Annotated in this window: 32 protein-coding genes; 12 read left to right on the top strand and 20 right to left on the bottom strand. The window is 67.5% G+C overall.

Going from position 1 to position 26,894, the window contains the following annotated elements; translation table 11 throughout:
• Positions 1–6: 6 nt before the first annotated feature.
• The gene (locus FIV34_RS09090) at positions 7–1,539 is read right to left on the bottom strand and encodes an XrtA system polysaccharide chain length determinant (protein ID WP_139981780.1); all 1,533 of its coding nucleotides are present in this window, start codon (positions 1,537–1,539) and stop codon (positions 7–9) included.
• Between the two features lie 36 nt (positions 1,540–1,575).
• Positions 1,576–2,199: an XrtA/PEP-CTERM system exopolysaccharide export protein gene (locus FIV34_RS09085; protein ID WP_139981778.1), complete on the bottom strand. Its 624-nt coding sequence runs from the start codon at positions 2,197–2,199 to the stop codon at positions 1,576–1,578.
• Between the two features lie 154 nt (positions 2,200–2,353).
• Here FIV34_RS09085 and FIV34_RS09080 point away from each other — a divergent pair, with 154 nt between their 5' ends.
• A complete protein-coding gene (locus tag FIV34_RS09080) occupies positions 2,354–3,067 on the top strand; it encodes a YdcF family protein (RefSeq protein WP_170207553.1) in 714 nt (237 codons plus the stop codon).
• Here the strand turns inward: FIV34_RS09080 and FIV34_RS09075 are convergent.
• Entirely contained in the window at positions 3,064–3,357 is a 294-nt protein-coding gene (locus tag FIV34_RS09075) for an antitoxin Xre/MbcA/ParS toxin-binding domain-containing protein (RefSeq protein ID WP_139981774.1), read from the bottom strand. The two genes, FIV34_RS09080 and FIV34_RS09075, sit on opposite strands and share 4 nt — an antisense overlap.
• Before the next feature lie 98 nt (positions 3,358–3,455).
• Positions 3,456–3,770, bottom strand: coding sequence for a lipoprotein (locus FIV34_RS09070; protein ID WP_139981772.1), 315 nt, complete (start codon positions 3,768–3,770; stop codon positions 3,456–3,458).
• A 127-nt stretch (positions 3,771–3,897) separates the two neighbouring features.
• On the opposite strand from FIV34_RS09070, the gene FIV34_RS09065 reads away from it, so the two are divergent.
• Positions 3,898–5,436 (top strand): cation:proton antiporter, encoded by a 1,539-nt coding sequence (locus tag FIV34_RS09065; protein WP_139981770.1) that lies wholly within the window; start codon positions 3,898–3,900, stop codon positions 5,434–5,436.
• Positions 5,437–5,440: 4 nt separating this feature from the next.
• Here the strand turns inward: FIV34_RS09065 and FIV34_RS09060 are convergent, their stop codons facing one another.
• Positions 5,441–5,779 carry a hypothetical protein gene (locus FIV34_RS09060; protein ID WP_139981768.1) on the bottom strand — a complete coding sequence of 113 codons (339 nt, stop codon included), beginning with the start codon at positions 5,777–5,779 and terminating at the stop codon, positions 5,441–5,443.
• A gap of 113 nt (positions 5,780–5,892) precedes the next feature.
• Here FIV34_RS09060 and FIV34_RS09055 point away from each other — a divergent pair, with 113 nt between their 5' ends.
• The gene (locus FIV34_RS09055; RefSeq protein ID WP_139981766.1) at positions 5,893–6,255 is read left to right on the top strand and encodes a peptidase C13; all 363 of its coding nucleotides are present in this window, start codon (positions 5,893–5,895) and stop codon (positions 6,253–6,255) included.
• On the opposite strand, the gene FIV34_RS09050 is transcribed toward FIV34_RS09055, so the two are convergent.
• Positions 6,252–7,082, bottom strand: coding sequence for an aldo/keto reductase (locus FIV34_RS09050; protein ID WP_139981764.1), 831 nt, complete (start codon positions 7,080–7,082; stop codon positions 6,252–6,254). The two genes, FIV34_RS09055 and FIV34_RS09050, sit on opposite strands and share 4 nt — an antisense overlap.
• 72 nt (positions 7,083–7,154) lie before the next feature.
• Positions 7,155–8,411 carry a flavodoxin-dependent (E)-4-hydroxy-3-methylbut-2-enyl-diphosphate synthase gene (gene ispG / locus FIV34_RS09045; RefSeq protein ID WP_139981762.1) on the bottom strand — a complete coding sequence of 419 codons (1,257 nt, stop codon included), beginning with the start codon at positions 8,409–8,411 and terminating at the stop codon, positions 7,155–7,157.
• A gap of 68 nt (positions 8,412–8,479) precedes the next feature.
• Here ispG and FIV34_RS09040 point away from each other — a divergent pair, with 68 nt between their 5' ends.
• A complete protein-coding gene (locus FIV34_RS09040) occupies positions 8,480–9,955 on the top strand; it encodes a phospholipase D-like domain-containing protein (protein WP_139981760.1) in 1,476 nt (491 codons plus the stop codon).
• On the opposite strand, the gene FIV34_RS09035 is transcribed toward FIV34_RS09040, so the two are convergent.
• Genes FIV34_RS09035 through FIV34_RS09025 form a run of 3 tightly spaced genes read right to left on the bottom strand, consistent with a single transcriptional unit; the run spans position 9,952 to position 12,328 of the window.
• Positions 9,952–10,245, bottom strand: a complete 294-nt coding sequence (locus FIV34_RS09035; protein WP_139981758.1) for a DUF6587 family protein — start codon at positions 10,243–10,245, stop codon at positions 9,952–9,954. The two genes, FIV34_RS09040 and FIV34_RS09035, sit on opposite strands and share 4 nt — an antisense overlap.
• Positions 10,242–12,086 carry a ferrous iron transport protein B gene (gene feoB / locus FIV34_RS09030; protein ID WP_139981756.1) on the bottom strand — a complete coding sequence of 615 codons (1,845 nt, stop codon included), beginning with the start codon at positions 12,084–12,086 and terminating at the stop codon, positions 10,242–10,244. The genes FIV34_RS09035 and feoB overlap by 4 nt, the downstream gene beginning before the upstream one ends.
• Positions 12,083–12,328, bottom strand: coding sequence for a FeoA family protein (locus tag FIV34_RS09025; RefSeq protein ID WP_139981754.1), 246 nt, complete (start codon positions 12,326–12,328; stop codon positions 12,083–12,085). The genes feoB and FIV34_RS09025 overlap by 4 nt, the downstream gene beginning before the upstream one ends.
• 116 nt (positions 12,329–12,444) lie before the next feature.
• Here FIV34_RS09025 and FIV34_RS09020 point away from each other — a divergent pair, with 116 nt between their 5' ends.
• Positions 12,445–13,230, top strand: a complete 786-nt coding sequence (locus FIV34_RS09020) for an enoyl-CoA hydratase-related protein (RefSeq protein WP_139981752.1) — start codon at positions 12,445–12,447, stop codon at positions 13,228–13,230.
• Positions 13,218–14,606 carry a D-alanyl-D-alanine carboxypeptidase/D-alanyl-D-alanine endopeptidase gene (gene dacB / locus FIV34_RS09015; RefSeq protein WP_139981750.1) on the top strand — a complete coding sequence of 463 codons (1,389 nt, stop codon included), beginning with the start codon at positions 13,218–13,220 and terminating at the stop codon, positions 14,604–14,606. The genes FIV34_RS09020 and dacB overlap by 13 nt, the downstream gene beginning before the upstream one ends.
• A gap of 10 nt (positions 14,607–14,616) precedes the next feature.
• Here dacB and FIV34_RS09010 read toward each other — a convergent pair whose 3' ends face one another.
• Positions 14,617–15,096 (bottom strand): glutathione peroxidase, encoded by a 480-nt coding sequence (locus FIV34_RS09010; protein WP_139981748.1) that lies wholly within the window; start codon positions 15,094–15,096, stop codon positions 14,617–14,619.
• A 96-nt stretch (positions 15,097–15,192) separates the two neighbouring features.
• Here FIV34_RS09010 and FIV34_RS09005 point away from each other — a divergent pair, with 96 nt between their 5' ends.
• The 3 genes from FIV34_RS09005 to FIV34_RS08995 are packed head-to-tail and all read left to right on the top strand — an operon-like array spanning position 15,193 to position 17,727.
• On the top strand, positions 15,193–16,197 hold the full coding sequence (locus FIV34_RS09005) for a methionine ABC transporter ATP-binding protein (RefSeq protein ID WP_139981746.1): 1,005 nt from the start codon (positions 15,193–15,195) through the stop codon (positions 16,195–16,197).
• Complete coding sequence (locus FIV34_RS09000) at positions 16,194–16,868, top strand: methionine ABC transporter permease (protein ID WP_139981744.1); 675 nt, start codon at positions 16,194–16,196, stop codon at positions 16,866–16,868. Before FIV34_RS09005 ends, FIV34_RS09000 begins: the two co-directional genes overlap by 4 nt.
• Before the next feature lie 49 nt (positions 16,869–16,917).
• Positions 16,918–17,727, top strand: a complete 810-nt coding sequence (locus FIV34_RS08995) for a MetQ/NlpA family ABC transporter substrate-binding protein (protein WP_139981742.1) — start codon at positions 16,918–16,920, stop codon at positions 17,725–17,727.
• Here FIV34_RS08995 and pncB read toward each other — a convergent pair.
• Complete coding sequence (gene pncB, locus FIV34_RS08990; RefSeq protein WP_139981739.1) at positions 17,724–18,902, bottom strand: nicotinate phosphoribosyltransferase; 1,179 nt, start codon at positions 18,900–18,902, stop codon at positions 17,724–17,726. The two genes, FIV34_RS08995 and pncB, sit on opposite strands and share 4 nt — an antisense overlap.
• A complete protein-coding gene (locus FIV34_RS08985; RefSeq protein WP_139981737.1) occupies positions 18,899–19,282 on the bottom strand; it encodes a thioredoxin domain-containing protein in 384 nt (127 codons plus the stop codon). Before FIV34_RS08985 ends, pncB begins: the two co-directional genes overlap by 4 nt.
• A 96-nt stretch (positions 19,283–19,378) precedes the next feature.
• On the opposite strand from FIV34_RS08985, the gene FIV34_RS08980 reads away from it, so the two are divergent.
• A complete protein-coding gene (locus FIV34_RS08980; RefSeq protein ID WP_139981735.1) occupies positions 19,379–20,176 on the top strand; it encodes a cytochrome c in 798 nt (265 codons plus the stop codon).
• Here FIV34_RS08980 and FIV34_RS08975 read toward each other — a convergent pair.
• The 3 genes from FIV34_RS08975 to FIV34_RS08965 are packed head-to-tail and all read right to left on the bottom strand — an operon-like array spanning position 20,145 to position 22,857.
• Positions 20,145–21,215 carry an aminopeptidase gene (locus FIV34_RS08975; RefSeq protein ID WP_246058788.1) on the bottom strand — a complete coding sequence of 357 codons (1,071 nt, stop codon included), beginning with the start codon at positions 21,213–21,215 and terminating at the stop codon, positions 20,145–20,147. The genes FIV34_RS08980 and FIV34_RS08975 overlap by 32 nt on opposite strands.
• A gap of 32 nt (positions 21,216–21,247) precedes the next feature.
• Positions 21,248–21,781: a cytochrome b gene (locus tag FIV34_RS08970; protein ID WP_139981733.1), complete on the bottom strand. Its 534-nt coding sequence runs from the start codon at positions 21,779–21,781 to the stop codon at positions 21,248–21,250.
• Positions 21,778–22,857 carry a catalase family peroxidase gene (locus FIV34_RS08965; protein WP_139981731.1) on the bottom strand — a complete coding sequence of 360 codons (1,080 nt, stop codon included), beginning with the start codon at positions 22,855–22,857 and terminating at the stop codon, positions 21,778–21,780. The genes FIV34_RS08970 and FIV34_RS08965 overlap by 4 nt, the downstream gene beginning before the upstream one ends.
• A 134-nt stretch (positions 22,858–22,991) precedes the next feature.
• On the opposite strand from FIV34_RS08965, the gene FIV34_RS08960 reads away from it, so the two are divergent.
• Together FIV34_RS08960 and FIV34_RS08955 are read left to right on the top strand one after the other, a co-directional pair.
• Positions 22,992–23,507 (top strand): sigma-70 family RNA polymerase sigma factor, encoded by a 516-nt coding sequence (locus tag FIV34_RS08960; protein ID WP_139981729.1) that lies wholly within the window; start codon positions 22,992–22,994, stop codon positions 23,505–23,507.
• Positions 23,504–24,253: an anti-sigma factor family protein gene (locus tag FIV34_RS08955; RefSeq protein WP_139981727.1), complete on the top strand. Its 750-nt coding sequence runs from the start codon at positions 23,504–23,506 to the stop codon at positions 24,251–24,253. Before FIV34_RS08960 ends, FIV34_RS08955 begins: the two co-directional genes overlap by 4 nt.
• Here FIV34_RS08955 and lolD read toward each other — a convergent pair.
• From lolD to FIV34_RS08935, 4 genes are all read right to left on the bottom strand, one after another.
• Complete coding sequence (lolD, locus tag FIV34_RS08950; RefSeq protein WP_139981725.1) at positions 24,250–24,939, bottom strand: lipoprotein-releasing ABC transporter ATP-binding protein LolD; 690 nt, start codon at positions 24,937–24,939, stop codon at positions 24,250–24,252. The genes FIV34_RS08955 and lolD overlap by 4 nt on opposite strands.
• Positions 24,932–26,173 (bottom strand): lipoprotein-releasing ABC transporter permease subunit, encoded by a 1,242-nt coding sequence (locus FIV34_RS08945; protein WP_139981723.1) that lies wholly within the window; start codon positions 26,171–26,173, stop codon positions 24,932–24,934. The genes lolD and FIV34_RS08945 overlap by 8 nt, the downstream gene beginning before the upstream one ends.
• A gap of 96 nt (positions 26,174–26,269) precedes the next feature.
• Positions 26,270–26,674 carry a hypothetical protein gene (locus FIV34_RS08940; protein ID WP_139981721.1) on the bottom strand — a complete coding sequence of 135 codons (405 nt, stop codon included), beginning with the start codon at positions 26,672–26,674 and terminating at the stop codon, positions 26,270–26,272.
• Positions 26,646–26,894, bottom strand: a complete 249-nt coding sequence (locus FIV34_RS08935) for an FAD assembly factor SdhE (RefSeq protein WP_139981719.1) — start codon at positions 26,892–26,894, stop codon at positions 26,646–26,648. Before FIV34_RS08935 ends, FIV34_RS08940 begins: the two co-directional genes overlap by 29 nt.

Genomic DNA, 26,894 nt, shown 5'->3' with positions numbered 1-26,894 from the left:
TGTCCTTTAGCCCTTCAGGCGCAGCCAGATCACGAGGAGGTAGACCATGCCCACGCCCAGCACGATCGTGGCCAGCATCATGTTGTGCAGGTGGCTACGGCGGCGGTCGCGCGGCGTCGGATAGAACGGCACGGTGGCGAGCACCGGGAAGCCCGTGGCACGTTCCAGCTGGGCCACCGAGCGAACACGCGGGTCGAAGCGCGCCACCATGAACAGCAGGCCCAGCGGCACGGCAAGCGCCAGGGCGAGGCCAGCCAGGCCGAAGTGCATGAAGCGCAGGCCCGAGGGCACCAGCGGCATCACCGCCGGGTTCTGCACCAGGAAGTTCAGGCCACGCTGCTCGGCATCCAGGTTCATGGACACGCGGGCGTTCTCGCGGCGCTTCAGCAGATCCTGGTAGACGTCACGGTTGACGTTGTAGTCGCGGGTCAGCTCGGCCACCACGTTCTCGGAATTCGCGATGCGCTTGCTGCGCTCCAGCTCGGCCTGCAGCATGGATTCGCTGGCACCGACACGGGAATTGCTCGCGGCGGCATCGGCACGCGTCTGCGCCAGCTGGATACGCATCTGCTGGTACACCGGGTTCATCGCCACCGTGTGGTCCACCTGGGGCCCACCGCCCGCCGCGCGGTTTGCATCAGCCGAAGCCATCTGCTTGCGCGTGTCTTCGATCTGGTGGCGCAGCCGGATCACATCCGGGTAGTCGTCCGTGTAGCTCAGCAGCAGCTTGTCGAGCTGGCCCTGAAGGTCCGCCAGCTGGGTCTGGTACACGCCACCGACGGTCTGGACCGCGTTGACTTCGGATTCGCCGTTGAGCTGGGACGCCAGGGCGGAAGCCTGGGAGACCTTCTGCATGTAATCCATGCGGTTGGTTTCAATCTGCGAGCGCAGCTGGCTGATCCGCGAGTTGGTATCGGTTTCGCTGCCCGGACGCGCATCGGCGTTGGCATCGCGGTACGCCTTGAGCTTGTCCTCGGCATCGGTCAGCTTGGCGCGGTAGGCCTCGACCTGGCTGTTGATGAACTCGTAGGCTTCGCGGCTTTCCTGCTGCTTGGAGGCGAGGCTCTCGCTGATGAACAGCTGGCCGAACGCGCGGGTCACTTCGAAGGCGCGGTGCGGGTCGGAATCGAAATAGGTGATGGTGATCAGGTTTTCGCGGGTGTTGATGATCCGCGTACGCGCCTTGATCCCTTCCACCAGCTTGTCGCGTTCCACCGGCGAGGGATTGGTCGCGGTCCAGCCGCCCACCTTCAGCACGGTGTCGAGTACGCGCTGGCTGAAGATCACGTCGCGGGCGATGCCGGCGCGGTTCTTCGTGCCGGTGGCGGAGGCGGCGCCTTCCATCAGCGGCGTGATGATGCTCGACTCCTGCGCCAGGATCGTCACGGAGGCTTCGTACTTCTTCGGCCACAGCATGCCCACCACCAGCGCTACCAGCGCGATCGCGGCGAATACCATGCCCATGGTGAGGCGGCGCCTGCGTGCTTCACCCAGCAAGGCGGGCAGCATGCCCGCGAAAGGAACGAGTTCCCCACTCATCGAATTACCCCTTGCCCCGGCGTGGCCGGTGATCGGTCAGAAAGCACGTTGCGGTACGGTGATGACGTCGCCCGGCTGCACCGGGTAGTTGTTCGACAGGTCGCCCTGCTGGAGGATCTTTTCCAGGTGGATGGAGTACGCCTCCGAACTGCCCTTGTCGGTGTGCCGATAGAGCTCGGTACGATCGGGCGCGGCGAATTCCGTGGTGCCACCGGCGGCCAGCACCGCGTCAAGCACGGTCATGCCCTGGCGGTACGGGATGGAGATGGGGCTGCGCACGGCACCGGTGACACGGACGCGAGACAGGTATTCGTGGCTGCGCAGGGCGGTAAGGATCACGGCTACCTGCGGATCGCGGATGTACTGGGCCAGTTTCTGCTGGATTTCCGCGCCGACCTGGTCGGTGCTGCGGCCACCGGCGGCGACATCGCCCACCAGCGGCACGGTGATCTTGCCGTCGGGCCGTACCGGCACGCTGACGCTAAGGTCGGGGTTGTGCCACACGGTGATCTGCAGCTGGTCGTCCACACCGATCAGGTACTGCTCAACCACCGGGCTGGCCGCGTCCGCCTTGGGCGGTGGCAGGTTGCTTCCGCCGGTGGCACACGCGGCCAGTTGCAGGGCCGTGATGATGACGACGATGCGATTCCAGTGCTTCATGATGTCCTTCCGCCCCTGTGAGTTCACGGTCGGTATCGTCATTTCTATAGCGTGCCGCGTCCATTCCGACTGCCCGCCTATGCCGTTCGACCGACGGTGAAAACTCGCGGAGTGCGCGATGATGGTCCCCCGCGGAACGTTCCGAAGGCACCGGGTGGCTGTCGTCGAATACATCGTCTCGCGCGCTTTGCACCCTGCCGTGCAGGCCCTGTTGCTCGCCCTCCTAGCGGGGGCGTTTGTCGTGGCGCGCCGACCACGCCTCGCTCTCGCCGGTGGCGTGGTCGCGGTGGCCTGGATCTGGCTGGCCTCGTCACCGGCGGTGGCATTGCGCCTGCGTGGCGGGCTGGTCAGCGAGGCCGCCCCGGCAACGCCACGGGCGGACGCCATCGTCGTGCTCGGCGGCGGGGTGATCCCCGCCGGCGCCTGGGCGCTCACCGATTCCCGGGCGGGGACCGGCCTGAGCCTGTGGCGGGAAGGCTACGCACCGCTGATGCTCGTCTCGGGCAGCGACCAGGCGCGCACCCTGGCGGCGGGCTATGCGCTGTCCGGCATCCCGCCGGCGGATTTGCGCGTCGAGGCCACCAGCCGCAACACGCATGAGAACGCCCGCAACACCGCCGCGCTGCTGCGCGCGGACGGGCTGGACGACATCCTGCTGGTGACCTCGCCGATCCACATGCGCCGCGCGGCCGCGTCGTTCCGGCACGAGGGCATCCACGTCTCGCCCGCCCCCGCGGCGGATGACGACCGTGGCCTGCTCATGGCATCCGCCGCCTGGCTGCCCCGCCGCGAGGCCCTCACCCTGACGGCACGCTGCCTGCGTGAGTACGCGGCGCTGTGGGTGTACGCCCGGCGCGGCTGGATCTAGACGGCGGCCACCGTGCCGAACTGCTTGAACACCACCTGGTCCCACACGGCATCCACATCGCCGTCGGCCAGCATGTCGCAGGCACTGCGCCCGGCGAACGCGCGCTGCGGCATCACCAGCCAGCGGGCGGCCCGCTGGCGGTCACCGATGCAGCACAGCATGAGCTGGGCCAGGGGTGGGTGGCTGCCCTCCAGGGCATCCAGGGCGCGGGTTATGGCGGCTTCGCGGGCATCGTGGAGCCGGGTCAGCTCGCTGGCCAGCTCGGCGAAGGTCGGTGACGTCTGTGGCATGGCGGGATACTCCCCAGGGCGCGTTGGGGAAAACCTAGCCCTGTGCGCCCATGTAGCGCTTGTACCCGCTTGATCTGCCTTCCCGGCGCTTGCGCTTGCTAGGGATCGCCGGTCTCGATCTGCAGGGTGGTCTTGCTGTCGCGGCGGATCAGGCCGGGGCCGAACTGGACCACCTTGTTGTCCTTTAGCACAACGGTGTAGTCCTTATGGGAGAAGGAAAAGCGGCCCGGACGGCGGTCCAGCCAGCTCAGCACTTCGTAGCCGATGATGGAACGGTCCGAATCGGGGGCGCCGAGGCGGTCCAGCACCTCTTCGCGCGGCGTGCCGACTTCCAGTTTGGACACCTTCGTGGCCATGCCCTGGCAACCAGCGAGCCCGGCCGCAAGCACGGCCACGGCGATCAGACGTTTCATCGGCACCCCGGTGTCGAAAGGCATGGGCCCGATGGTAACCCAGCGTCGCAAAACGATGCGAGCCGGGTAGCGTGACGGGCGTCGCTGCGCTATTCATGGCGGCAGACCCCGCCTGCGGAGCTGCCCCATGGCCCTGTTCGAGAGCATGATCCTGCTGTCCCTGCTGGCCGTGGTGCTGCTCCGCCTGCTGCGCCGCCTGGCCTTGCCCTACCCCACGATCCTCGCCGCCGCCGGCACCGCCGTCGCCGCGCTGCCGTGGGCGCCGCATATCGCGATGGATCCCAAGCTGGCCCTGGTGCTGTTCATCGCACCGGTGCTCCTGGATGCCGGTTTCGACATGCCGCCACGGACGCTTCGCCGGTTCTGGCTGCCGACGCTGTCGCTCGCCGTGGTCGCGGTGGCGCTGACCACCGCCGCCGTCGCGTGGCTCGGCGCGGCCTGGGCCGGCATGCCGCTGGCCGCCGCGGTGGCCCTTGGCGCCATCGTCGCGCCACCGGATGCCGGTGCCGCCACCGCCGTGCTTTCGCGCCTCAACCTGCCACGGCGCACCGTGCAGGTGCTCACCGCGGAAAGCCTGCTCAACGATGCCTCCGCCCTGCTCATCTTTGGCGTGGCCGTACGCACGGCCATGTCCGCCGACGGGCTCGCGCGCACGGTGCCCATGCTGTTCCTCGCCGTGCCCGGTGGCCTGTTGCTGGGCTGGCTGCTCGGCAAGGTGTTCGTGCTGCTGTCGCGCGAGTTGCGCGGCACGCTGAGCGCCACCCTGCTGCAGTTTGCCGGTGTGTTCGGCGTATGGATCGTCGCCGAATCCCTCCACGTGTCGGCGATCCTCTGCGTGGTGTCGTTCGCCATGACCATCGCCCACGTGCTACCCGCGGAAACGCCGCCACGCGATCGCGTGCATGCGTACTCGGTGTGGGCCGCGGTGGTGTTCATCTCGAACGTCATCGCCTTCCTGCTGGTGGGGCTGCAATCGCGCAGCATCATCGCGCGGCTCCCGGCCGACGAACTGCGGCAGGCCCTGTGGTTCGCCGGCGGCGTCCTCGGCGTGTGCATTGTCGTCCGCTTCGCCTGGGTGATGCTTTACACGACGTTGCTGCGTCGCTTCCGGCGCGACACCACCTTGCCCAACCCGACGCCGCAACAAGGCATCGTGGTGGCCTGGTGCGGGATGCGTGGCCTGGTGACGCTGGCCACGGCGCTGGGCTTGCCTGACGACTTCCCGCAGCGCGACCTCATCGTGCTCACGGCGTTTGCCGTTACCGTGGGTAGCCTCGTGTTCCAGGGCACAACGCTGGCGTGGCTCGTCCGCGCGCTGGGCTTTGCACGCGACACGAGCCTGCGTGAAGACGCCTCGAAGGTGCGCCTGAAACTGCTTGACGCGGCCGATGCCACGCTCGATGGCGAAACCGGCGAAGTGGCGCATCGCATGCGCGAGTACTACGCCGATGCGCGGCACGAGGCGGAAGCCGGGCGCAGTCCGGTGGCGGGAACGCAACTGGCCGAACTCAAGCGGCGCGGCCTGCATGCAAAGCGGCTACGCCTGCTCGAGATGCGCCACAAGGGCCAGATCGATGACGACGTGTTCCATCTGCTCGAGAACGAGCTCGACTGGTCGGAACTCGCGGTCACCGCGCCGGACGACCGCGAGATCGTCGAAGGCTAGGCCTTCAGTGCTGCACCGTCGACGGCACGGCCGGCGCCTGGCCGACAGGCTTGCCGTGCGGATCGAGCGTGTGGCCCGCGGCATCGGTATCGTGCGTGGCGGCGTTACGTACCCGCGGCGTCACGCCTGTCGCCGGCTTCACCGGGGAGAGGCCGCGCTCGGTGGCGCCCGCGTCGGAGGCGGGCTGCACGGGCGCTGCGGCCGGGTTAGACGACACGGGCGCCGATGCGGGGTTGGCTTGGGTCGGTGCAGCCGGCGTGGCCGGCGGCGGTGAGGTGGGCGCCGCCTGCGCGAAGGCGGCGGGCGTGGCGATCAGGAAGGCCAGGGTGAGCAACGGGCGCATAGGATCTCCAGCGGGCGCGCCATGCGGCGCGGTGTGGCTTGCACCGTAGCGCCGGCCGTGTGAACACCCTGCCTGCCTGCTAGGCTCCGTTCTTCCCTTCCCGGAGACACCCGATGCTGCTTGCCCTGATCTTCGCCTTCGCCGGTGCCGATGGCTTTGACGCGCGCGTGCAGGCCGCCAAGGCGCTGGAAACCACCGCCACGGGCAAGCCATTCCAGGGGCGGCTTTGGGACCACGTGGGCAATGCCGCCACGGATGCGCTGAAGGGCTGCATCGCCAGCAACGCCCCAGCCGACAAGCGGCCCTTCACGCTCGTCGCCGTGCTCGATGCGCAGGGGCATCCTGGCGATGTCGCCGTGCGTCCCGCCACGCCGGTGGCCAACTGCTTCGCTGGCCAGGTCGCCGTGTGGACGTTGCCGGCGCCCCCGAAGGCGCCGACACCGTACCCCATCGAGATCGATGTCTCGATGGATTAGTTCAGCTCGTCCGGATTCGGACCCATGCGCTTGCCGCTGTCGAGCTTCGCGATGGCGGCCATGTCGTCGGCGCTCAGTTCAAAATCGAATACATCGATGTTTGAACGGATGCGCTCCGGGGTCACCGATTTCGGAATCACCATGTGGCCGAGCTGCACGTGCCAGCGCAGCACCACTTGCGCAGGCGACTTGCTGTATTTCTTGCCCAGCGTCACCAGCGTCTCGTTCTTCAGCAGGTCGCCGCCCTGCCCCAGCGGGCTCCAGGCTTCGGTAATCACCTGGTGTGCGCGATTTGCCGCGACCACGTCGTTCTGCGCAAAGTCCGGATGAAGTTCGATCTGGTTCACCACCGGTGCCACGCCGGTTTCCTTGACGATGCGTTCCAGGTGGTCCGGCTGGAAGTTGCTGACGCCGATGGAGCGGATGCGGCCTTCCTCGCGCAGGCGAATGAACGCCTTCCACGTATCCACGTAACGATCGTTCTTCGGCGTCGGCCAGTGGATCAGGTACATGTCCAGGTAGTCGGTGCCGAGCTTCTTCACGCTGGTATCGAACGCGCGCAGCGTGCTGTCGAAGCCCTGCTCCGAATTCCACAGCTTGCTGGTCAGGAAGAGGCCGGCACGGGCGACGCCGGAGCGCTCGATGCCCTGGCCCACGCCTTCTTCGTTCTTGTAGATCGCGGCGGTATCGATCGACCGGTAGCCGGCCTTCAGCGCTTCCTGCACGGCGCGCGAGGTGTCGTCGTTCGGGATCTGGAAAACACCGTAGCCGAGCTGCGGTGCCTTGTGCCCATCGTTGAGGGTGAGCAGCGGGACGGAATGCGTCATGCCTTGTCTCCTGGGAGAGGGGGAATCCATCCGTGATGGTGCCGGATGGACCCGCATGCAAGGCGTGATCGGCTAGTCGTGGCGCGCTGAATAATGCGTTTCGACGTAGTTATCGAGGATGGCGACGAACTCGTTGGCGATGTTGTCGCCACGCAGGGTCATGGCCTTTTCACCGTCGATGAACACCGGGGCGGCCGGTGCCTCGCCGTTGCCCGGCAGGGAGATGCCGATGTTCGCGTGGCGCGATTCACCCGGGCCGTTCACGATGCAGCCCATCACCGCCAGGGTAAGGTTTTCGACCCCGTCGTACTTCACCCGCCATTCCGGCATGCGCTCGCGCACATGGCCCTGCACCGTCTGCGCCAGTTCCTGGAAGAACTCGCTGGTGGTGCGGCCACAGCCGGGGCACGCGGTGACCAGCGGCGTGAACGCGCGCAGGCCCATGGTCTGCAGCAGTTCCTGCGCCACGATGACTTCCGCGGTGCGCGACTGGCCCGGTTCCGGGGTGAGCGAGATGCGGATGGTGTCGCCGATGCCTTCCTGCAGCAGCACGGCCAGCGCGGCGGCGGAGGCGGTGATGCCCTTCGAGCCCATGCCTGCCTCGGTCAGGCCCAGGTGCAGGGCGTAATCGCCGCGACGGGCGAGGTCACGGTACACCGCGATCAATTCCTGTACGCCGGAGACCTTGCAGGACAGGATAATCCGGTCGCGCGCCAGGCCGATGTCCTCGGCGCGTGCCGCGGAGTCCAGGGCGGAGCGGATCAGCGCCTCGCGGGCCACGTGGCCCGCGTCCCACGGGTTGGCACGCAGGGCGTTCTCGTCCATCAGCGTGGCGACCATGGACTGGTCCAGCGAGCCCCAGTTGGCGCCGATGCGCACGGGCTTGTCGTAGCGGATCGCCATATCGATGATCGAGGCGAACTGGCTGTCCTTCTTCTTGCCGAAACCCACGTTGCCGGGGTTGATCCGGTACTTGGCCAGCGCTTCGGCGCAGGCCGGCTCGCCTTCCAGCAGCTGGTGGCCGTTGTAATGGAAATCGCCGATGAGCGGCACCGAGACGCCCATCATGTCCAGGCGCTCGCGGATGCGCGGCACGGCGGCCGCGGCGGCCGGGGTGTTCACCGTGATGCGGACCATCTCCGAACCGGCGCGGGCCAGCTCGGCCACCTGCTTGGCCGTGGATACCGGGTCTTCCGTGTCCGTATTGGTCATGGACTGCACCACGATTGGCGCGCCCCCGCCGACCTTGACGCGGTCGATGTGGACACCGGTGCTGGGACGGCGGGATTCGGCTTCCGCGGGGCGCGGACGGGTCAGGTCTTCGGTCATAGCGGGCGATTTTAGCGCAACCCCGTGACAGACACCGCCTTCTCCTTGATCCCGATAGACTCCTTCCCATGAATGCCACTCGCAGCCACGCCTTCTCCACCCGCCAGTTCGCTGAACAGGCCCTCAGCCGCAGCGCCGGGGCGCCACTTATCGCGGGCAACGCCGTCGAACTGCTGATCGACGCCCAGGCCCACTTCGACGCCTGGCTGAACGCCATTGCCGGCGCGAAGCGCCACGTGTTCCTAGAGAACTACATCATCCGCAACGACCGGATTGGCCAGGCCTTCCGCGACGCGCTGGTGGAGCGGGCCCGCGCGGGCGTGTTCGTGGCCGTCATCGCCGACTGGGCCGGCTGCCTCGGCCAGTCGCGCTCCAGCTTCTGGAATCCGCTGCGCGAGGCCGGCGGCGAAGTGCGCATCTACAACCCGCCGCGGCTGGGCAGCTCGTTTGGCTGGATCAGCCGCGACCACCGCAAGGTGCTGGTGGTGGACGGCGAGACCGGCTTCCTGTCAGGCGTGTGCATCAGCGAGAAGTGGCTGGGGAATCCGGCGAAGGACGTCCCGCCCTGGCGCGATACAGGCGTGATGCTGCATGGCCCGGCGGTGGCCGAGATCGAACAGGCCTTTGCCGACAGCTGGCAGGACGCCGGCGCGCCGCTCCCCGAGCATGCCCGCCTCGCCTCTGGCGACGCCGTCGGCCAGGCCGGCGACGTCAATCTCCGGGTCATCGCTACCCAGCCCAGCACGGCCGGCATGTACCGCCTGGACCAGATGGTCGCCGCCATGGCGACGAAGACCCTGTGGCTGACCGATGCGTACTTCGTCGGCGTGGCGCCTTACGTGCAGGCCCTCTCGGCCGCGGCACGCGACGGCGTCGACGTGCGCCTGCTGGTTCCAGGTACCAGCGACATCCCGATGGTGGCCGGCATGTCCCGCTCGGGCTACCGCCCGCTGCTGAAGGCCGGCATCCGCGTGTTCGAGTGGAACGGCTCCATGTTGCACGCGAAGACCGCGGTGGCCGACCGCCGCTGGGCACGCGTGGGCTCGTCCAACCTCAACATTGCCAGCTGGCTGAGCAACCGCGAGATCGATGTCGCCATTGAAGACGCGCCGTTCGCGCAGAAGCTGGCGGACCAGTACGAGGCCGATCTGGAAAACGCCACGGAAATCCTGTTGCGCGGGCGTCGCACCCGGTCAGGCAACGAGCGCATGCGCAGCCGTTCACCGCGCCCGCCGCGGCCGCGGCATGGCGGCGGCAGCTCCAGCCGTGCGGCGGCCGGCGCGTTGCGTATTGCGAATACCGTGGGTGCGGCCATGTCGCACCACCGCGTGCTGGGCGATACCGAAACCGGGTCGGTGCTCGCGGGCGCCGTGGCCGCCATCGTGCTGACGGTGGTCGCCGTGCTCTGGCCCGCGGTGATCGCATGGCCACTTGCACTGGTTGGCGCGTGGTTCGCGGTAAACCTCAGCGTGAACTGGTGGACACTCCGCCGCCAGCGCACGCAGAAGCCCAACGAGGATCCCGCCGCGTCCGAAGGGATCTAGTGGCGTGACTTGAAGGTGAGCGGCTGTGCATCGGCCGGGCTGGCCGGTGCCGGGCCGCAGCTATTGCACGAACCGCAGCCGTCGCCGCAGCTGCCGCTCGCGCTGGCCGGCTGCAGTTTCCTGCCCACCGCGCGCACCACGCCGGGGCGGCCTTCGTGGTTCAGGCTGGCCGAGACGCTCGCCATCACCCGCGTCGAGGTCTTCGGCAGCAGCTTGCGGAACGCGACATAGGCGCTGACCAGCACGATCAGGCCGATCACCACGCCCTCCACCAGCTGGAACGTGCTCATGAGAGCGCCCTCGCGATCTGATACGTCGCCAGCGACGCCAGGTAAGCCAGGCCAAACAGATAGCCGGCCGCCACCGCGACGTTACGCCAGGAATTGGTTTCGCGGCGGATCACCGCCAGCGTCGACATGCACTGCGGCGCGAACACGTACCACGCCAGCAGCGACAGCGCGGTGGCAAGCGACCACGAATGCGCGATCACCGGGCCCAGCTGCGAGGCCACGGCGTCATCGCTGCCCGACATCGCATAGACGGTACCCAGCGCGGCCACGGCCACTTCGCGCGCGGCCAGGCCCGGCACCAGCGCGATGCAGATCTGCCAGTTGAAGCCGATGGGCGCGAACACGTACTGCAGGCCACGGCCCAGCATGCCGGCCAGGCTGTAATCGATCGCCGGCTGGGTCGCGCCCTCCGGTGCCCCCGGGAAGCTCGACAGGAACCACAGCAGCACGGTGAGCGCGGTGATGATGCCGCCCACGCGCTTGAGGAAGATCAGCGCGCGTTCCCACAGGCCCAGCGCGATATCGCGCACGTGCGGCAAGCGGTACGAGGGCAGTTCCATGATCAGTGCGTGCTCGCTGCGATCCTTGCGAAAGCGCTTCATCACGAAGGCCACGCCCAGCGCGCTGAAGATACCGGCGAAGTACAGCACGAACAGCACGATGCCCTGCAGGTTGAAGATGCCTACCGAATGGTTCGGGATGAACGCGGCGATCAGCAGCGTATACACCGGCAGGCGCGCCGAGCACGTCATCAGCGGTGCCACCATGATCGTCGTCAGGCGGTCGCGCGGATCGGAGATGCTGCGCGTGGCCATGATGCCGGGAATGGCGCAGGCGAAGCTGGAGAGCAGCGGGATGAACGCGCGGCCAGTGAGGCCCACGCGGAACATCATGCGATCCAGCAGGAACGCGGCGCGCGGCAGGTAACCGGATTCCTCCAGCACCAGGATAAACAGGAACAGGATCAGGATCTGCGGCAGGAACACCAGCACCGCGCCCAGGCCGGCGAACACGCCATCGTTGAGCAGGCTGTGCAGCGCGCTGTCCGGGGGCAGGAAGCTGGTGGTCCACGTGCCAAGCGCGGCGATGCCGGCCTGGATGGCGTCCATCACCGGCTGCGCCCAGGAGAACACCGCCTGGAAGATCATGAACATCAGCGCGGCGAGGATCGCCAGGCCGAACACGGGATGCAGCGCCCAGCGGTCGATCGCATCGTCCACGGCCGCGGTATCGCGCGAGAGCGATACCGTCTCGGCCAGGATCGAACGCACTTCGGCGTGCAACTGCTCCACGCTGGCGTCGTCGATGGCCGAGGGCACGATCGCGGGGACGGCCTGGTCGATGCGTTCGATCAGCAATCTGGCGCCACCGCGCTGCACGGCGACGGTTTCCACCACCGGCACGCCGAGGCGCTGCGAGAGCTTCTGGGTATCGATGACCATGCCGCGGCGACGCGCGGCATCCATCATGTTCAGTGCGAGCACCACCGGGCGGCCAAGGCGGCGCACTTCGAGGACGAAGCGCAGGTGCAGGCGCAGGTTGGTGGCATCGGCCACGCAGACGATCAGGTCCGGCGCGGCTTCACCGGGGTAACGGCCCTGGCACACGTCGCGGGTGATCGCCTCGTCCGGGCTGGTGGCATCGAAGCTGTACGCGCCGGGCAGATCGAGGATATGCAGCACGCGGCCGGACGGCGCGGTGAAGCGGCCTTCCTTGCGCTCCACGGTGACGCCGGCGTAGTTGGCCACCTTCTGGCGGCCGCCGGTGAGCTGGTTGAACAGCGCCGTCTTGCCGCAGTTGGGGTTGCCCACCAGGGCAATACGCATCGTCGAGGGACTCATGCCACGCCCTCCACGGTCACTTCCACCCGCTCCGCCTCGGTGCGGCGCAGCGCAAAGCGCGTCGAACCGATCTGGATCAGCACCGGATCGCCGCCGACCGGGCCCCTTGCGACCAGCTTCACCGGCTCGCCCGCGACAAAGCCCAGGTCGCGCAGGCGCTGCGCAATGAGGTCGGCGGGATGGGCATCGGTTACGGTCTGGACCACAGCTTGGGCACCTTTCGGTGCGTCTGACAGGCGCACGGGGAAAATTCTCAAATAAGAACTGTTCGCATTATATGCATTATGGGGGCCCTTGCGGGGCCCTACGAGGTAGACCGGCCCTTTATGATTCGCATTACGTCTTTCGGAGAACCTTCATGCCGGCTGTTGAACTGACCCGCCGCGGTGCCGTCGCCCACCTGCTGATGAACCGCCCCGAGGTGCACAACGCCTTCGATGACGCACTGATCGCCGATCTCACCGCCGCCATCGACGAGGTCGATGCGGACCCCGCCGTGCGCGCCGTGGTGCTCACCGGCGCGGGCGCAAGTTTTTCCGCCGGTGCCGACCTGAACTGGATGCGCGGCATGGCCACGGCCTCCGAGGCCCAGAACCGCGACGATTCCCTGCGCCTGGCCCGGCTCATGCGGCGGCTGCAGTTCCTCTCCAAGCCCACCGTGGCGCGGGTGAACGGCGCGGCCTTCGGTGGCGGCGTGGGCCTGGTGGCCTGCTGCGACATCGCGATCGCGGCCGATGGGGCGAAATTCGCCCTTTCCGAAGTGAAGCTTGGCTTGGTGCCCGCGGTGATCTCGCCCTACGTCATCGCCGCCATCGGCCTGCGGGCCGCCCGCCGCCTGTTCATCACCGGTGAGATTTTCAGCACCGCCGCGGCGGCCAGCATGGGCCTGGTCCATGAAACCGCGCCGCTGGAGGAGCTCGACGCGGCCGTGGACCGCGTGCTCGGCCTGCTCACCAAGGGCGGCCCGGTGGCACAGCGCGAGGCAAAACACCTCGCCCTGGCCATGGGCGGCATGAGCGAAGGCGACATGGAACGGGTGGATGCCGAAAACGCCGAGCTGATCGCACGGCTTCGCGTCTCCGCCGAGGGGCAGGACGGCCTCGGCGCCTTCCTGGAGAAGGGCCAGCCTTCGTGGCTGCGTTGACCACACGGCAGCGCGCTTCCGTGTGGGTCGCGCTGCTGTGGCTGGCGGCGCCGCTGCATGCGCAATCCCTTCGGCAACAGATCGACGCGAGACTGGCGGAGCCGCGCTTCGCCGCCGCGTCATGGGGCATCAGCGTGGTGTCCCTGGACGATGGGCACCCGGTGTACGGGCATGACGACGGCAAGCTGATGCTTCCGGCCTCCACGGCCAAGCTGTACACCGCCGCCTTCGCGCTGGACCGGCTCGGCGCCGATTACCGCACGCATACCGATGTACTGGCCGCGGGCGACCTCCGCCGCGGCCGCCTGCGCGGCGCGCTGGTGCTGCGCGGCCGGGGCGATCCCACCCTGGCCGGCGATGCCTGGGCGGACCAGCTGGCGGAACAGGTGGCGGCGGCGGGCATTACCCGCGTCGACGACGGCATCGTCGGCGACGACACCGCGTTTGCTGGCCCGCCCGTCGGCAGCGGCTGGGAAGCCGCCGACCTGCAGGAACCCTACGGCGCGACGGCCAGCGGCCTGACCATCGACGAAAACACGATGCTCGCCGACGTCCGCGACGGCACCGTAGTGCTCAACCCCACCGATGCCGCGACCACGCTGGCAGAACAGCCGTCCGATGCGCCGGAGATCTACCGCGCGCCGGGTACCTCGACCCTGCACGTGCTGGGCGCCACGCCACGCAAGGTGCGCCTCTCCCTGCCCGACCCCGCGTTGACGGCCGCGCGGCGCTTGCAGGTGGCACTCGAAGAACACGGCGTCAGCGTCAGGAAGGAAGCGCGCAGCGTGCACTGGCCGCTGCCTGCGCCCGAAGGCACGCGCGTCGCCACCCTGCCCTCGCCGGCGCTTGGCGAGATCCTCTCGTCCGGCCTGAAGCGCTCGCAGAACATGTACCTGCAAAGCGTCTTCCTGCTGGCGGGGCTCGAAGCAAGCGACCAGACGGCACCGCACACCGAAGACCGCGCCGCCGCCGCGCTTGCGGCATGGCTGGCGACGCGTGGCATCGGCCCGTCCGCGACGACGCTGGAAGAAGGCACCGGCCTGTCGCGGCACGACCTGACGACGGCGGGCTCGCTTACCCATCTGCTGGCAACGGTGGATACGCCGGCCTTCCGCGCGCTGCTGCCCACGGCCGGCGTGGATGGCACCCTCGCGCGACGCCTGAAAGGCACGGCCGCCGAAGGCAACGTGCAGGCGAAAACCGGCAGCATGAGCTACGTCAACGCACTCGCCGGTTACGTCACCACGAAGGCCGGCCAACGCCTGGCCTTCGCCGTGATCCTCAACAACTACAAGCCAACGCAGGGTGCCGCTTCGGTATCATCTGAAGTAGATGCGATCGCAGTGATGTTGGCCGAATCGACGGAGCACCTGTAGCGCGCGGGTATTACAGCAGCGCGGGCAGATCCTTGCCGATCTTCTCCGGCGTGTCCGTGGGCGCGTAACGCTCTACCACTTCGCCGTCGCGGTTCACCAGGAACTTGGTGAAGTTCCACTTGATGCCCTCGGTGCCGAGGAACCCCTTCTTCGTCGACTTCAGCCACTTGTACAGCGGGTGGGCCTTGTCGCCGTTGACGTCGATCTTGGAGAACATCGGGAAGGAGACGTCGTAGGTGAGCGAGCAGAAGTCGCGGATCTCCGCCTCGTCGCCCGGCTCCTGGTGGCCGAACTGGTCGCAGGGGAACCCGAGCACGTCGAAGCCCTGGGCGCCGTATTGCTTCTGCAGTTCCTCGAGCCCCTTGTACTGCGGCGTGAAGCCGCACTTGGAAGCGACGTTCACCACCAGCACCACCTTGCCTTTCCATTCAGCCAGCGAGCGCTCGTTGCCATCGATATCACGGGCGGAAAAATCGTAGATGCCGGTCATGATGCTCCTTTGGGGGCGGGTGGAAAGCGCACAGTCTACGCCGCCCGGGGCCTTCGGCTACCATGGACGCCTTTCCATCCAGGCCTCCCCACGCCCGTGATCCGTTTCGAAGCCGCCTCCAAGTCCTACCAGGTCGACGGAGCGCTTGTCCCCGCCCTGCAGCCCGTGGACCTTGCCATCGAGAAAGGCGAGGTTTTCGGCATTATTGGCCACTCCGGCGCGGGTAAATCCACCCTGCTGCGGATGATCAACCTGCTGGAACGCCCCTCGGCGGGCAAGGTGCTGATCGACGGCCGCGACGTGACGCAGGCCAGCGGCCCGGAACTGCGCCGCCTGCGCGCGGGCATCGGCATGATCTTCCAGCACTTCAACCTGCTCTCCTCGCGCACGGTGGCCGAAAACGTGGCCTTCCCGCTGCGCCTCCAGGGCGACATGGCCGAAGCCGACATCGTCGCGCGCGTGGCCGAGCTGCTGGCGCTGGTGGGCCTGGAAGCCCATGCGACGAAATACCCGGCGCAGCTCTCTGGCGGCCAGAAGCAGCGCGTGGGCATCGCCCGCGCCCTCGCCAGCAAGCCGTCCATCCTGCTGTGCGATGAAGCCACCAGCGCGCTCGACCCGCAGACCACCGCCTCGGTGCTGGAACTGCTGGCCGACATCAACCGCCGCCTGGGCCTCACCATCGTGCTGATCACCCACGAGATGGACGTGATCCGCCGCGTGTGCGATCGCGTGGCCGTGCTCGACGCGGGCAACGTGGTCGAGATGGGCACGGTGGCGGATGTGTTCCTGCATCCGCAGCACCCGACCACGCGGCGCTTCGTGGCCGAAGCGGACCATCGCGAGGGCCGCGGCGACGCTTACCCTGGCATTCCCGGCAAGCTGTTCCGCCTGTCGTTCCGCGGGGAGGCCACGTATTCGCCGCTGCTCTCGCAGGTCGTGCGCGATACGGGCGTGGAATACAACCTGCTGTCGGGACGCGTGGATCGCATCAAGGACGTCCCTTACGGCCAGCTCACGCTGGCCATGCACGGCGAGCGCCTGGATGAGGCGCTTGCACAGATCCGGGCCGCCGGCGTCGATATCGAAGAGGTGGCCGCGTGAGCCCGATGCAGACCCTGTTCCCGAACATCGACTGGGCCGAAATCGCACAGGCCTGTGTCGACACGCTGCTGATGCTCGGCGGCTCGTTGCTGTTCACGCTGGTGCTCGGCTTGCCGCTGGGTATCTGGCTGTTCCTCACCGCACGCGGCCAGCTGCATGCGAAGCCGAAGCTCTACGGCGTGCTCTCGCTGCTGGTGAACGTGCTGCGCTCGGTGCCCTTCATCATCCTGATGATCCTGCTGATCCCGTTCACCAAGGCGATCACCGGTGTCAGCATCGGCATCCGTGGCGCCATCGTGCCGCTGGTGATCGGAGCGGCACCGTTCTTCGCCCGCCTGGTGGAGACGGCCTTGCGCGAAGTGGACCGCGGCGTCATCGAAGCCAGCCAGGCGATGGGTGCCACGACGAAGCAGATCGTCACCCGCGTGCTGCTGCCGGAAGCCCGGCCGGGCCTGGTCGCGGCCACCACGGTGACCGCCGTCGCCCTGGTCGGCTACACGGCCATGGGCGGCATCGTGGGCGCGGGCGGCCTGGGCGCGCTGGCGTATCAGTACGGCTACAACGGCTACAAGCCCGATTACATGCTGGTCACCGTCGCCCTGCTGGTGGTGCTGGTCCAGCTGCTGCAGATGCTGGGCGACTGGCTCGTCGGGCGGTATAGCCGTAAATAAGGCCAACCCGGTATGCTGTCGCACCGCAACATCGTGCCCGGATGCCCCCATGAAAAAGCGCCTGATCTCCCTCGCCACCGCCTTTGCCGTCCTCCTGGCAGGCTGTTCCCATGGCGAGTCGGGCAGCCAGGCGGACGCGGGCAAGCCGCTGACGGTGGCGGCCACGCCGGTGCCTCACGCGGAAATCCTTAAAGAAATCAAACCCCTGCTCGCGAAGCAGGGCGTGGACATCGAGATCAAGGTGTTCACCGACTACGTGCAGCCCAACCTGCAGGTGGCCCAGAAGCAGCTGGATGTGAATTTCTTCCAGACCGAACCCTATCTGGACGCGTTCAACCGCGAGCGCGGCACCAACCTGGTGAAGGTGGTCGGCGTGCACATCGAGCCGTTCGGCGCCTATTCGCGCAAGTACACGTCGATCGATGCGCTGCCGGATGGCGCCAACGTCGTCATCCCGAACGACCCGAGCAACAACAGCCGCGCCCTGCTCCTGCTCGCCAGGCACAACCTGATCACCCTGAAGAACCCGGGCGACAAGCTGGCGACGCTGAAAGACGTGGACCAGAACCCGAAGCACCTGAAGTTCCGCGAGCTCGAAGCGGCGATGCTGCCGCGCGTCCTCGACGAAGTGGACCTCGCGCTGATCAACACCAACTACGCGCTCGCCGCCGGCCTGAACCCGGTGAAGGACGCGCTGCTGATCGAAGACAAGGATTCGCCGTACGTGAACTTCCTGGTCTCGCGCGCCGACAACAAGGACGACCCGCGCGTGCAGAAGCTCGCCGCCGCCCTCACCTCGCCCGAGGTGAAGGCGTTCATCGAGAAAACCTATAACGGCGCGGTGCTTCCGGCGTTCTAAGCCGCGGGAAGATCGAACACGCGGCGCAGGTAGGCCACGTAGTCGAGGTCGTCGCACATGCTCTTGCCCGGTGAATCGGAGAGCTTGGCGACGGGCTGGCCGTTGCAGCGGGTCATCTTGATCACGATATTGATCGGCTCCGGCCCGGTATCGTTGGTGAGGTTGGTACCCACGCCGAACGAGAGGATGCAGCGCCCCTCGAAGTGGCGGTAGAGGTCCATCACCTTCGGGATGTCCAGGCTGTCGCTGAAGACCAGGGTCTTGGTGCGCGGGTCCACGCGGTTCTTTTCGTAGTGCGCGAGGATGCGGTCGCCCCACGCAAACGGGTCGCCCGAATCGTGCCGCGCACCGTCGAAGAGCTTGCAGAAATACATGTCGAAGTCGCGCAGGAACGCCTCCAGGCCGTAGACGTCCGACAGCGCGATGCCGAGATCGCCGCGGTACTCGCGAGCCCACGCTTCCAGGGCCGCGACCTGTGAATCGCGCAGCCGCGGTCCCAGCGACTGGAACGCCTGCAGGTATTCGTGGGCCATGCTGCCGATCGGCGTCATGCCTGAGCGCATGGCGAACAGCACGTTGCTCGTGCCCGCCAGCTGCTTGCCCCACCCGGTGCGCATGATGCCCAGCGCTTCTTCATGCCACGCGCCGGAGAAGCGACGGCGCGTGCCGTAGTCGGCCACGCGCACCTTGTCGAATCCCGGGGTATCGCGCAGCAGTGCGATCTTCGCGTGCAGGCGCGCACGGCCTTCGGCCAGGTCGTGGTCCGGGAAGGCGTGGCGGAAATACAACTCGTTGATGATGGCCAGCAGCGGCACTTCGAACAGGATGGTGTGCAGCCACGGCCCACGGATGACGAGGTCGATCTCTCCGTTATCCGTGGCGGACGGCGTGATCGACACGTATTTCGCGTTGAGCTGGAACAGGCCGAGGAAGTCGACGAAGTCGCTGTCGATGAAACGCATGCCGCGCAGGTAAGCCAGTTCGTCTTCCGTGAAGCGCAGCGAGCACAGGTGCGCAAGCTCCTGCTCGATCGTCGGGATGAGCGGTACCAGGTTGATCCCCGGCGTGCGGCAGCGGAAGCGGTATTCCACCTCGGCGGCTGGGTACTGATGCAGCACCACCTGCATCATCGTGAACTTGTAGAGGTCGGTATCCAGCAGGGAGCTGATGATCATGCGCTGGCCTTGGTAAGGGCGATCTGCTTTTCCACGGCCTCGACGAAGCGGTCGGTGCCGGGCCACGGGGTGATCTTGCCGAGCTTCTTGCCCCGGTGGAACAGGAAAAAGGCCGGGATGCCATGCAGGCCGAAGCGCGTGGCCATTTTCGGATCGTTGTACACGTTGTCGTTCAACCAGCGCACCTCGGGCCACTGGAAGCGCTCGGGCGTCAACAGGATCTGGCGCTTGGCGATATCGCAGTTGGGGCAGTCACGGCCCCACAGGAACAGGATGGCGATGCGGTTGTCGTCGGCCGCGAGGTCGGCATCCAGGGCGCCATCGGTGATGGTCGGCATGGGAAAGCGCTGGAAGAACTCGGGGACGGTGGTATCGGACATGGTGGATCCGTGATCGGGTCGAACTCCCCCGATGGGGGCGACAAGGCCATAATTCGAGGGTAGTGCGATGATTCGCCCCCCTTTAAGGACATACGCGTGCGCCGTTTGCTCGGATTCCTCCTCGCCGCCTTCGCCGGCCTGGCCCAGGCCGCCAGCCTCACGGTGGCTACCGGCCACGGTGCCACCACGCTGACCACCCAGCAGCTGCTGGGCCGGCCGGACGCCCGCCGCATCGAGGTGCCGGGCGACGTCTCCTACCACCGTGCCATGCGCTACACGGCGGTGCCGCTGAAGGCCCTGCTGACCGGGGTAGCTCCGGACGCGCACCTGCAGTTCACCGCGCTGGATGGCTTTTCAGCCGAAATCCCCGCGACCCTCGTGCTCAACGGACACGGCGCCGAGGCGTGGCTGGCCGTCGAAGATGCCGCATGGCCCTCGCTGGGCGACGGCAAACTGTCCGCCGGCCCCTTCTACCTCGTGTGGCTGCACCCGGAAGCCGGCAAGGTGGGCCCGGAGCAGTGGCCGTACCAGGTGGCCTCGATCCGCGTGCTGGCCGACCCGGCGGCGCGCTTTCCGCTGATGCGTCCGGCGCCGGGCCTGGCCAGCGACAGCCCGGTGATGCGCGGTTTCGCCGTTTTCCAGCGCAACTGCATCACCTGCCACACCCTCAACGGCCAGGGCGACGCGAAGCTGGGGCCGGATCTCAACCTCCCGCACAGCCCCACCGAATACCTGCGCGACGGCATGCTGCGCGTGCTGGTGCGCAACCCGCAGGATCTGCGCCACTGGCCGCAGGCGAAGATGCCGGCGTTCAACGCGCAGGTGCTATCGGACCACGACCTCGATGACCTCGAGGCTTACCTCAGGCACATGGCGACGCGCAAAGCGAAGTAGCGGACGCCTTCAGCGATTCGAGCTGGCGCGTGCGCGCGTCGGGCGGCAGCGTCGCCAGCGCCTGCACCGCGGCGAAAAACCTGGGCCAGTCGCGTCCGGATTGGGCGAAGAGCGCCGCGAAGGCGCCCGTCCACTGGTCGTACAGCCCGAACGGCAGGAGCCGTGCGTTGCTCATCGGCTGGGCCATCCAGCGATCGTAGCGACGATCTCCACCGGCCTCGCCCGCGCGCCAGACGAGGTAGTTGCCACGGAACACTTCGAAGGCTTCGGCCTTGGCGACACGCTTGGCGTCGTCATCCATCGGCAGCGCGTACATCGCCTTCAGATCCTCGCGTAGCGCGAGCACCTGCTCGGTAAACGAATGAGCCAGCGCATCGCCTTTCGGATCCGGCGGCGGGAGGTGTCTTGCGGCGTGCCACTCACGCACGCCTTCCTGCTCGACGAAGCTGGCATACGATTCGTTGAACGAGGAATCGTTCTTCACGTAGATCTTCTGGTGGCCGAGTTCGTGGAAGATCGTGCCCACCAGGTCGTCATCGTCCCAGCCGAGCATGCTGCTCAGCACCGGATCGGCGAACCAGCCGAGGGTGGAATAGGCCGGCACTTCGCCGAGCGATACATCGTTACCGAGCGCGCGCAGGCGTGCGGCTTCGCGATCCGCGAGGTCTTTGCGGAAGTAGCCGCGGTACGACACGCAGCCCGCGAAGGGGAAGCACTGCACCACCGGATCCACCGAGAGTTCCGGCGTGGCGAAGACGTTCCAAGCGACCCACGGGCGGTCGAGCTGCACGTAGTAGGTGTAGCTGCGATTGGCCGGCAGGTCGAGGTGCTCGCTGGCGAAGGCACGCGCCTCGCGCGCCGTCACCAGGCGCTGGCGTACCTTGTCCGTTGTCTTCGGATCGGCGATGACCTTGTCGATGGGCTGGCGCGCCATCAACAGCGCGCCCTGCCCGTGCGTGACATGGGCGTAATAGCCGAGGGAACGGCAGCCGGCGAGCAGCGCGAGCATGGCGGTCAGGGCGATCGGGACAAGGCGCATCGGGCGATTGTGCCCGATGCGCCCGGAAGGCACTAATTGCCGGTGGTCATCGATTTCAGCACGCCATCGCGGCGGATGAGGCCGTGCATGAGCGCGGCGCCCATGTGCGCGAGGAAGGTGAGGAAGAACAGCCACGCCAGGTACCGGTGGGCTTCACGCAACCATGCGAAAAGCGCCGGATCCTGCGGCAGGATCGGTGGCAGGACGAAGCCACCGCCCATCACCACCGGGTACTTGCCTGCGGAAAGCATGCCCCAGCCAATCAGCGGCATCAGGATCATCAGTCCATACAGCACCCAGTGCGAGCCCTTCGCCGCGAGCTTCTGCCACTCCGGCATATCCACCGGCAGCGGTGGCGGCCGGTGGACCAGGCGGAAGCCGAGGCGAATGAGCGCAAGCACGAAGATCGCCATGCCCAGCGGCCGGTGGATCGCGACGAGGGCGGCGTGTTTCTCGGCCAGGGTGCTCACCATGCCGGCGCCGATGAACAGCATCGACAGGATCATGATCGCCATCAGCCAGTGCAGCACGCGGGCCACGGGGTGGAACGTATCGTAGCGACTCATGGCGTTGTCCCCTTCGGCTGCAGGGTACCCGGCAGGTGGCCCTCCTCGCTGGTGCGGCGCAGGTACGATTCGGCATAGGCGGCCGAACGCGCGACGATGATCGGATCGCCCGAGATCTCCATGCCGTGCGGCAGGATCGCCGGATCGTAGTTCACGTCACGGCACGGGCCGTTCGCCTGCGGCTGCCAGCTGTCGAGCACGATGGTGCCGGCGTCGACCACCTTGCGATCCTCCGGCCATGCCTTCGAGGCGTCGTCGATCGGGTCGCCATCGTTCGCGAAGACGAACTGGAGATGCCAGCGTGCCGGCCCGGCGGCCAGGCGCTTCTGCAGGTCCGCGGCGAGGTACTCGGTGTCCCCTGCGGCCGGGCTGCCGTCGCCCGTGGAGGGCGTTTCCGGCACCACCTGCCAGCGCACCGCATGCCGCTGACCCGCCGCATCGCGCAGGTAGAACGCATTGAGGCTGCGGTAGGTCTCGTCCACGTAGCTGGCCGGCGGCTTGGCCTGCGAGATCCACATCAGGAAGGGGCCGGTCTCCGGGTGGGACCCGAAGAACGCTTTCGCCTTGTCGGGGTTCGGCTTGCCGGTGGCCGGATCGGGCGCGGTAGCCACGTTCAGGGCGTAGAAATCCTGTGGCGTGGACACCGGAAACACCGGCATGGCGTTCATGCCCGTGCGCCACTGTTCACCGTCGGCCATGTCGAAGCGCAAAGCCATGCTGCGGATGGGCGCGGAGCTGTCCGGTGCCTGCGGGTTACCGCCCGGGATGGCGAAGCGGCCGACCAGGGGCGTGCTGCCGCTGGCGAACAGCCTGGCCGATGAGAACGCGGCGAGCTGTCCGTTGGACTCAAAGCGGCCGCCCACGCAGATGCCCTTGGCGTGGTTGCGGCGGTAACCGGGATGGTCGCCGCCGTTGGCCTGCAGGACGTTGATCATTTTCTTCGGGCTGAGCCGGTCGGGGGCCAGCCAGCCGCCGACGTAGCCAAAGGCCACCGCGGTGCCGACCACGGCCAGGCCGATCACGCCCCAGCGCCAGGCAAGGCCTGTGGGGGGTCGCGGGTTCCTGGGGTCCTGCATGGTGCTTCTCCTCTCCCCGCGGTGCGGGGCTTCAAAAGGTGGGACGCACGTCAGCGACTTTTATTCCCTCTGCAAGGAATATTTCGTCACGACGGTCGTCTTGCCTACGATCCGTTCCCGATAAGAGGCCCGGCATGTCCGATCCGCAGTTCGACGATGCCCTGCGCACCCTGCTGCCGCGACTGCGGCGCTTTGCGCTGTGGCTGGCCCGGGATGCGCACGCGGCGGATGACCTGGTTCAGTCGACGATGGAGCGGGCGCTGGCCAAACGGGCCTCGCGCCGTGATGACGAGAGTCTGCGTGCGTGGCTGTTTGCGATCTTGTACCGGTTGTTTCTCGACGGGAAACGCCGGGCCAGCCGCTATGCCCTGCTGATGGGCGCGCTGGGACGGGAAGAAACGCCCACCTGGCCGTCGGCCGAGCGCGTGGCGGAAACCCACGCCACCCTCGCCGCGTTTGCATCGTTGCCGGATGAGCAACGCAGCCTGCTGCTGTGGGTCACCGTCGAGGGGCTGAGCTACCAGGAGGTGGCCGGCATCCTGGGCATCCCCATCGGCACCGTCATGTCCCGCCTCTCCCGTGCCCGCCGCGCGCTCCGCGCACTGGGTGACGGCACCACCGAAACCCCTGCCCTGCGGCTGCTGAAATGAACACCATCCCGCCCAGCGAACACGACATCCACGCCTACGTGGACGGCCACCTTGATGAGCCGCGCCGCAGCCACGTGGAGCGACACCTGGCCCGCGACGCCGAGCGCGCGGACGAGGTGCAGGCCTGGCGCCAGGATGCGCAGCAGCTGCGCGCCCTGCTGGTGGGCGACCTGGGCCCGGTACCCGACCTGGACCCGGTATTCGTCCGCGGCCGCATGCACGAGCGCCGGGTGCGCCGCCTGTCGATGGCCGCCGGCTTCGTGATCTGCCTCAGCGTGGGCGCCCTGTTCGGCTGGACGGTGCGCGGCATGGGCAAGGGCTCCGTGGAGCCCATGGCCGACGCCATGCAGGCCTACCGGCTGCTCGTGGTGGACCACGGCCTGGGCCTGGACATCACCACGCCGAACGAAAACGACCTCCGGGCGTGGTTGAACGGCAGGGTCGGCGCCGACGTGCGCCTGCCCGACCTGGCCGATGCCGGCTTCCGCCCCATGGGCGGGCGCCTGTTCGCGACCGACCAGGGCCCGGCCGCCATGGTCCTGTACGACGACGGCAACGGGCATACCGTGAGTTTCTATGTGCGGCCGCCGGGCGCGGCGCGGCACCTGCTGCCCCGCGGCGAACGCGAGGACAGCGGCCTGCTGGCGAATTACTGGTCGTCGGGCGGCCACAACTACGCCGTGGTGGCCCTGGCCGACAGCGCGGGCCGCGCTGCCACCCGGAAGATGATCGGTAAGTCGATCTAGCGCTCGAACAGCTCGCCGTTGTGCAGCTCGAGCGTGCGGTCCATGCGTTTCGCCAGGCGCGAATCGTGGGTGACCAGCACGAAGCTGGTGCCGATCTCGCGGTTGAGCTCCACCATCAGGTCGTACACCGCCGCCGCGTTCGCCTCGTCGAGGTTGCCCGTGGGCTCATCGCCCAGCACGCAGGCCGGCCGGGTGACCAGGGCACGCGCCACGGCGCAACGCTGGCGCTCGCCGCCGGACATCTCCGCCGGGCGGTGGCGCAGGCGCGAGCCCAGGCCCACGCGCTCCAGCAACGCCGTGGCTTCCTTCTGCGCCTGCGCGATGGACACGCCGCGGATCAGCAGCGGCATGCACACGTTTTCCAGCGCGGTGAATTCCGGCAGCAGGTGGTGGAACTGGTAGATGAAGCCCAGCGACCGATTGCGCTCGCGGCCACGCTCGGCGTCCGAGAGTTCGGACAGCACGCGGCCGTTCACTTCCACCTTGCCGGCCGTGAGCGTATCCAGGCCACCGATGATGTGCAGAAGCGTGGACTTGCCCGAGCCGGACGCACCGACGATGGACATGGTCTCGGCACGGCGCAGTTCGAAGTTCACGTTCGACAGCACGCCGGTGCGCAGGTCGCCTTCTTCGTAGACCTTGGCGACGCCGGTAGCGCGCAGGACGATCTCGTTGGGATTATTCATAGCGGAGCGCCTGGGCAGGCTGCGTGCGCGAGGCGCGCCACGCCGGATACAGGGTGGCCAGCAGCGAGAAACCGAAGGTCACCAGCACCACCCAACCCACGTCCGACCACAGCAGCTGGCTCGGCACTTCGCTGATGTAATACACATCCGGCGCAAGGAAGGTATGGCCGCTGACGCGCTCGATGAACTTCACGATGGCCGGCAGGTTGTACGAAAGCAGGCCGCCGAAGGTGACGCCCGCGGCGATGCCGACCACGCCAACCAGCAGGCCCTGGACCATGAACATGGCCATGATGCTGCGCGGCGTGGAACCCAGCGTGCGCAGGATGGCGATGTCAGCCTGCTTGTCCGTGACCAGCATCATCAGCATCGAAATGAGGTTGATGACGGCGACGAGGATGATCAGCGAGAGGATCACGAACATCACCGTCTTCTCCATGTCGATCGCATGGAAGAAGTTGGCGTGGGTGTCCATCCAGGTCTGCACGCGATACGTCTGGCCGAGGCGGTTGACCAGCATCTGCGCCACCGGGAAGGCCTGGCGCATGTCGTCCAGCTTCAGGCGGATGCCCGTCGGCCCTTCCTGGCCGTTGAGGCGCTCGGCGTCCGGCATGCTGATCAGGGCGAGGTTGGAGTCGTACTCCTGCATGCCCAGTTCGAAGATGCCGCTGACGGTGAAATTGCGCAGCTTCGGCACCGCGCCCATCGGCGTGGCGGTGAACTGCGGGACGACGACGGTGACCTTGTCGCCCTTCTCCACGCCCAGCTGCACGGCCAGCTCGCGGCCGAGGATGATGTTCCAGCCGTGGTCGGTCAGGTCCGTCATCTTGCCTTCGACCATGTGCTGGTCGAGGTCGGACACCTTCGGCTCCATCGACGGCAGCACGCCGCGGATGATCGCGCCGCTGGAGCGGCGCGCCTGCAGGAAGGCCTGGATTTCCACGTAAGGCGCGGCGCCTTCGACGTGCGGCGTGTCCTTGGCGATGGCGACGGCCTGCGGCCAGTCGCGCACCGTTTCGTCGATGCCGGAGACGGTGACGTGCGCCACGGCGCCGAGGATGCGCGAACGCAGCTCGCTGTCGAAGCCGTTCATCACCGACATCACCGTGATCAGCGCCGTGACGCTGATGGCGATGCAGACGATCGACACCGTGGAGATGAACGAGATGAACTGGTTGCGCCGCTTCGCCCGCGTATAGCGCAGGCCGATGAAGAGCTCGAGGGGTCTGAACATACCTGTCGGATTACACCTGGAAGTGGGGAGCCCGCCACGAAAGGCATGCATCGCGCGGCAGAGTGCCCGATGCGGCGGCGGTCGGCAAGGCCGTCGCTAGGGCCCAAGGCGGATGCGCAGGATCCGTAACGTGTCGGCGTCCATGTTATCCGGTCCGAGCACCAGGGTTGCCCTGCCCTTGTGCCAGAAAAGCCGTAGGAACACCCATTCACCGACCACGCGGGCGTCCCGGGGTTCCGCGGCATGGATGGCGCCGTGCGGGTCGATGGCCACCCACGCGCCCTCGGGATGCCACTGGACGGCCGCCAGCGCGGGCTGCCGGTAGCGACGCACCCGCCAGAGCCCAACGGCGAGCGCGCCGGCGGACAGGCAGGCGCGGGCCGCCAGCGGCAGGCTGGTAGGCCACGGTGCCAGGGCACCGGCGAGCACAACGAGGCAAAGGAGCTGGGTCAGCGCGGCCGAGGGGCGCGCCTCAAAGGTGATGCCTTGCACGGATGTCATCGATGATGGCCTGCCAGTCGTCGCGTGGAGGACGGGCATGACCCATCACCCAATCCCAGAGATCGGGATCCTGCACGTCCAGCAGTTCATCGAATGCCAGCCTGGCGGCCTCGTCTGCGTCGGCGAAGCGCTCGTCGAGCCACCAGCCAAACAGCTGGTCGAGCTCGCGGGTACCGCGGCGGGTGCGCCAGCGCAGGCGTTTGAGGCGGGCTTCTTCCAT

The sequence above is a fragment of the Luteibacter pinisoli genome (genome assembly GCF_006385595.1).
GTDB classification, from domain to species: Bacteria; Pseudomonadota; Gammaproteobacteria; order Xanthomonadales; family Rhodanobacteraceae; genus Luteibacter; species Luteibacter pinisoli.
The sequence above is the reverse complement of the archived record's forward strand: the minus strand, read 5'-3'. Positions and strand labels throughout refer to the sequence as shown.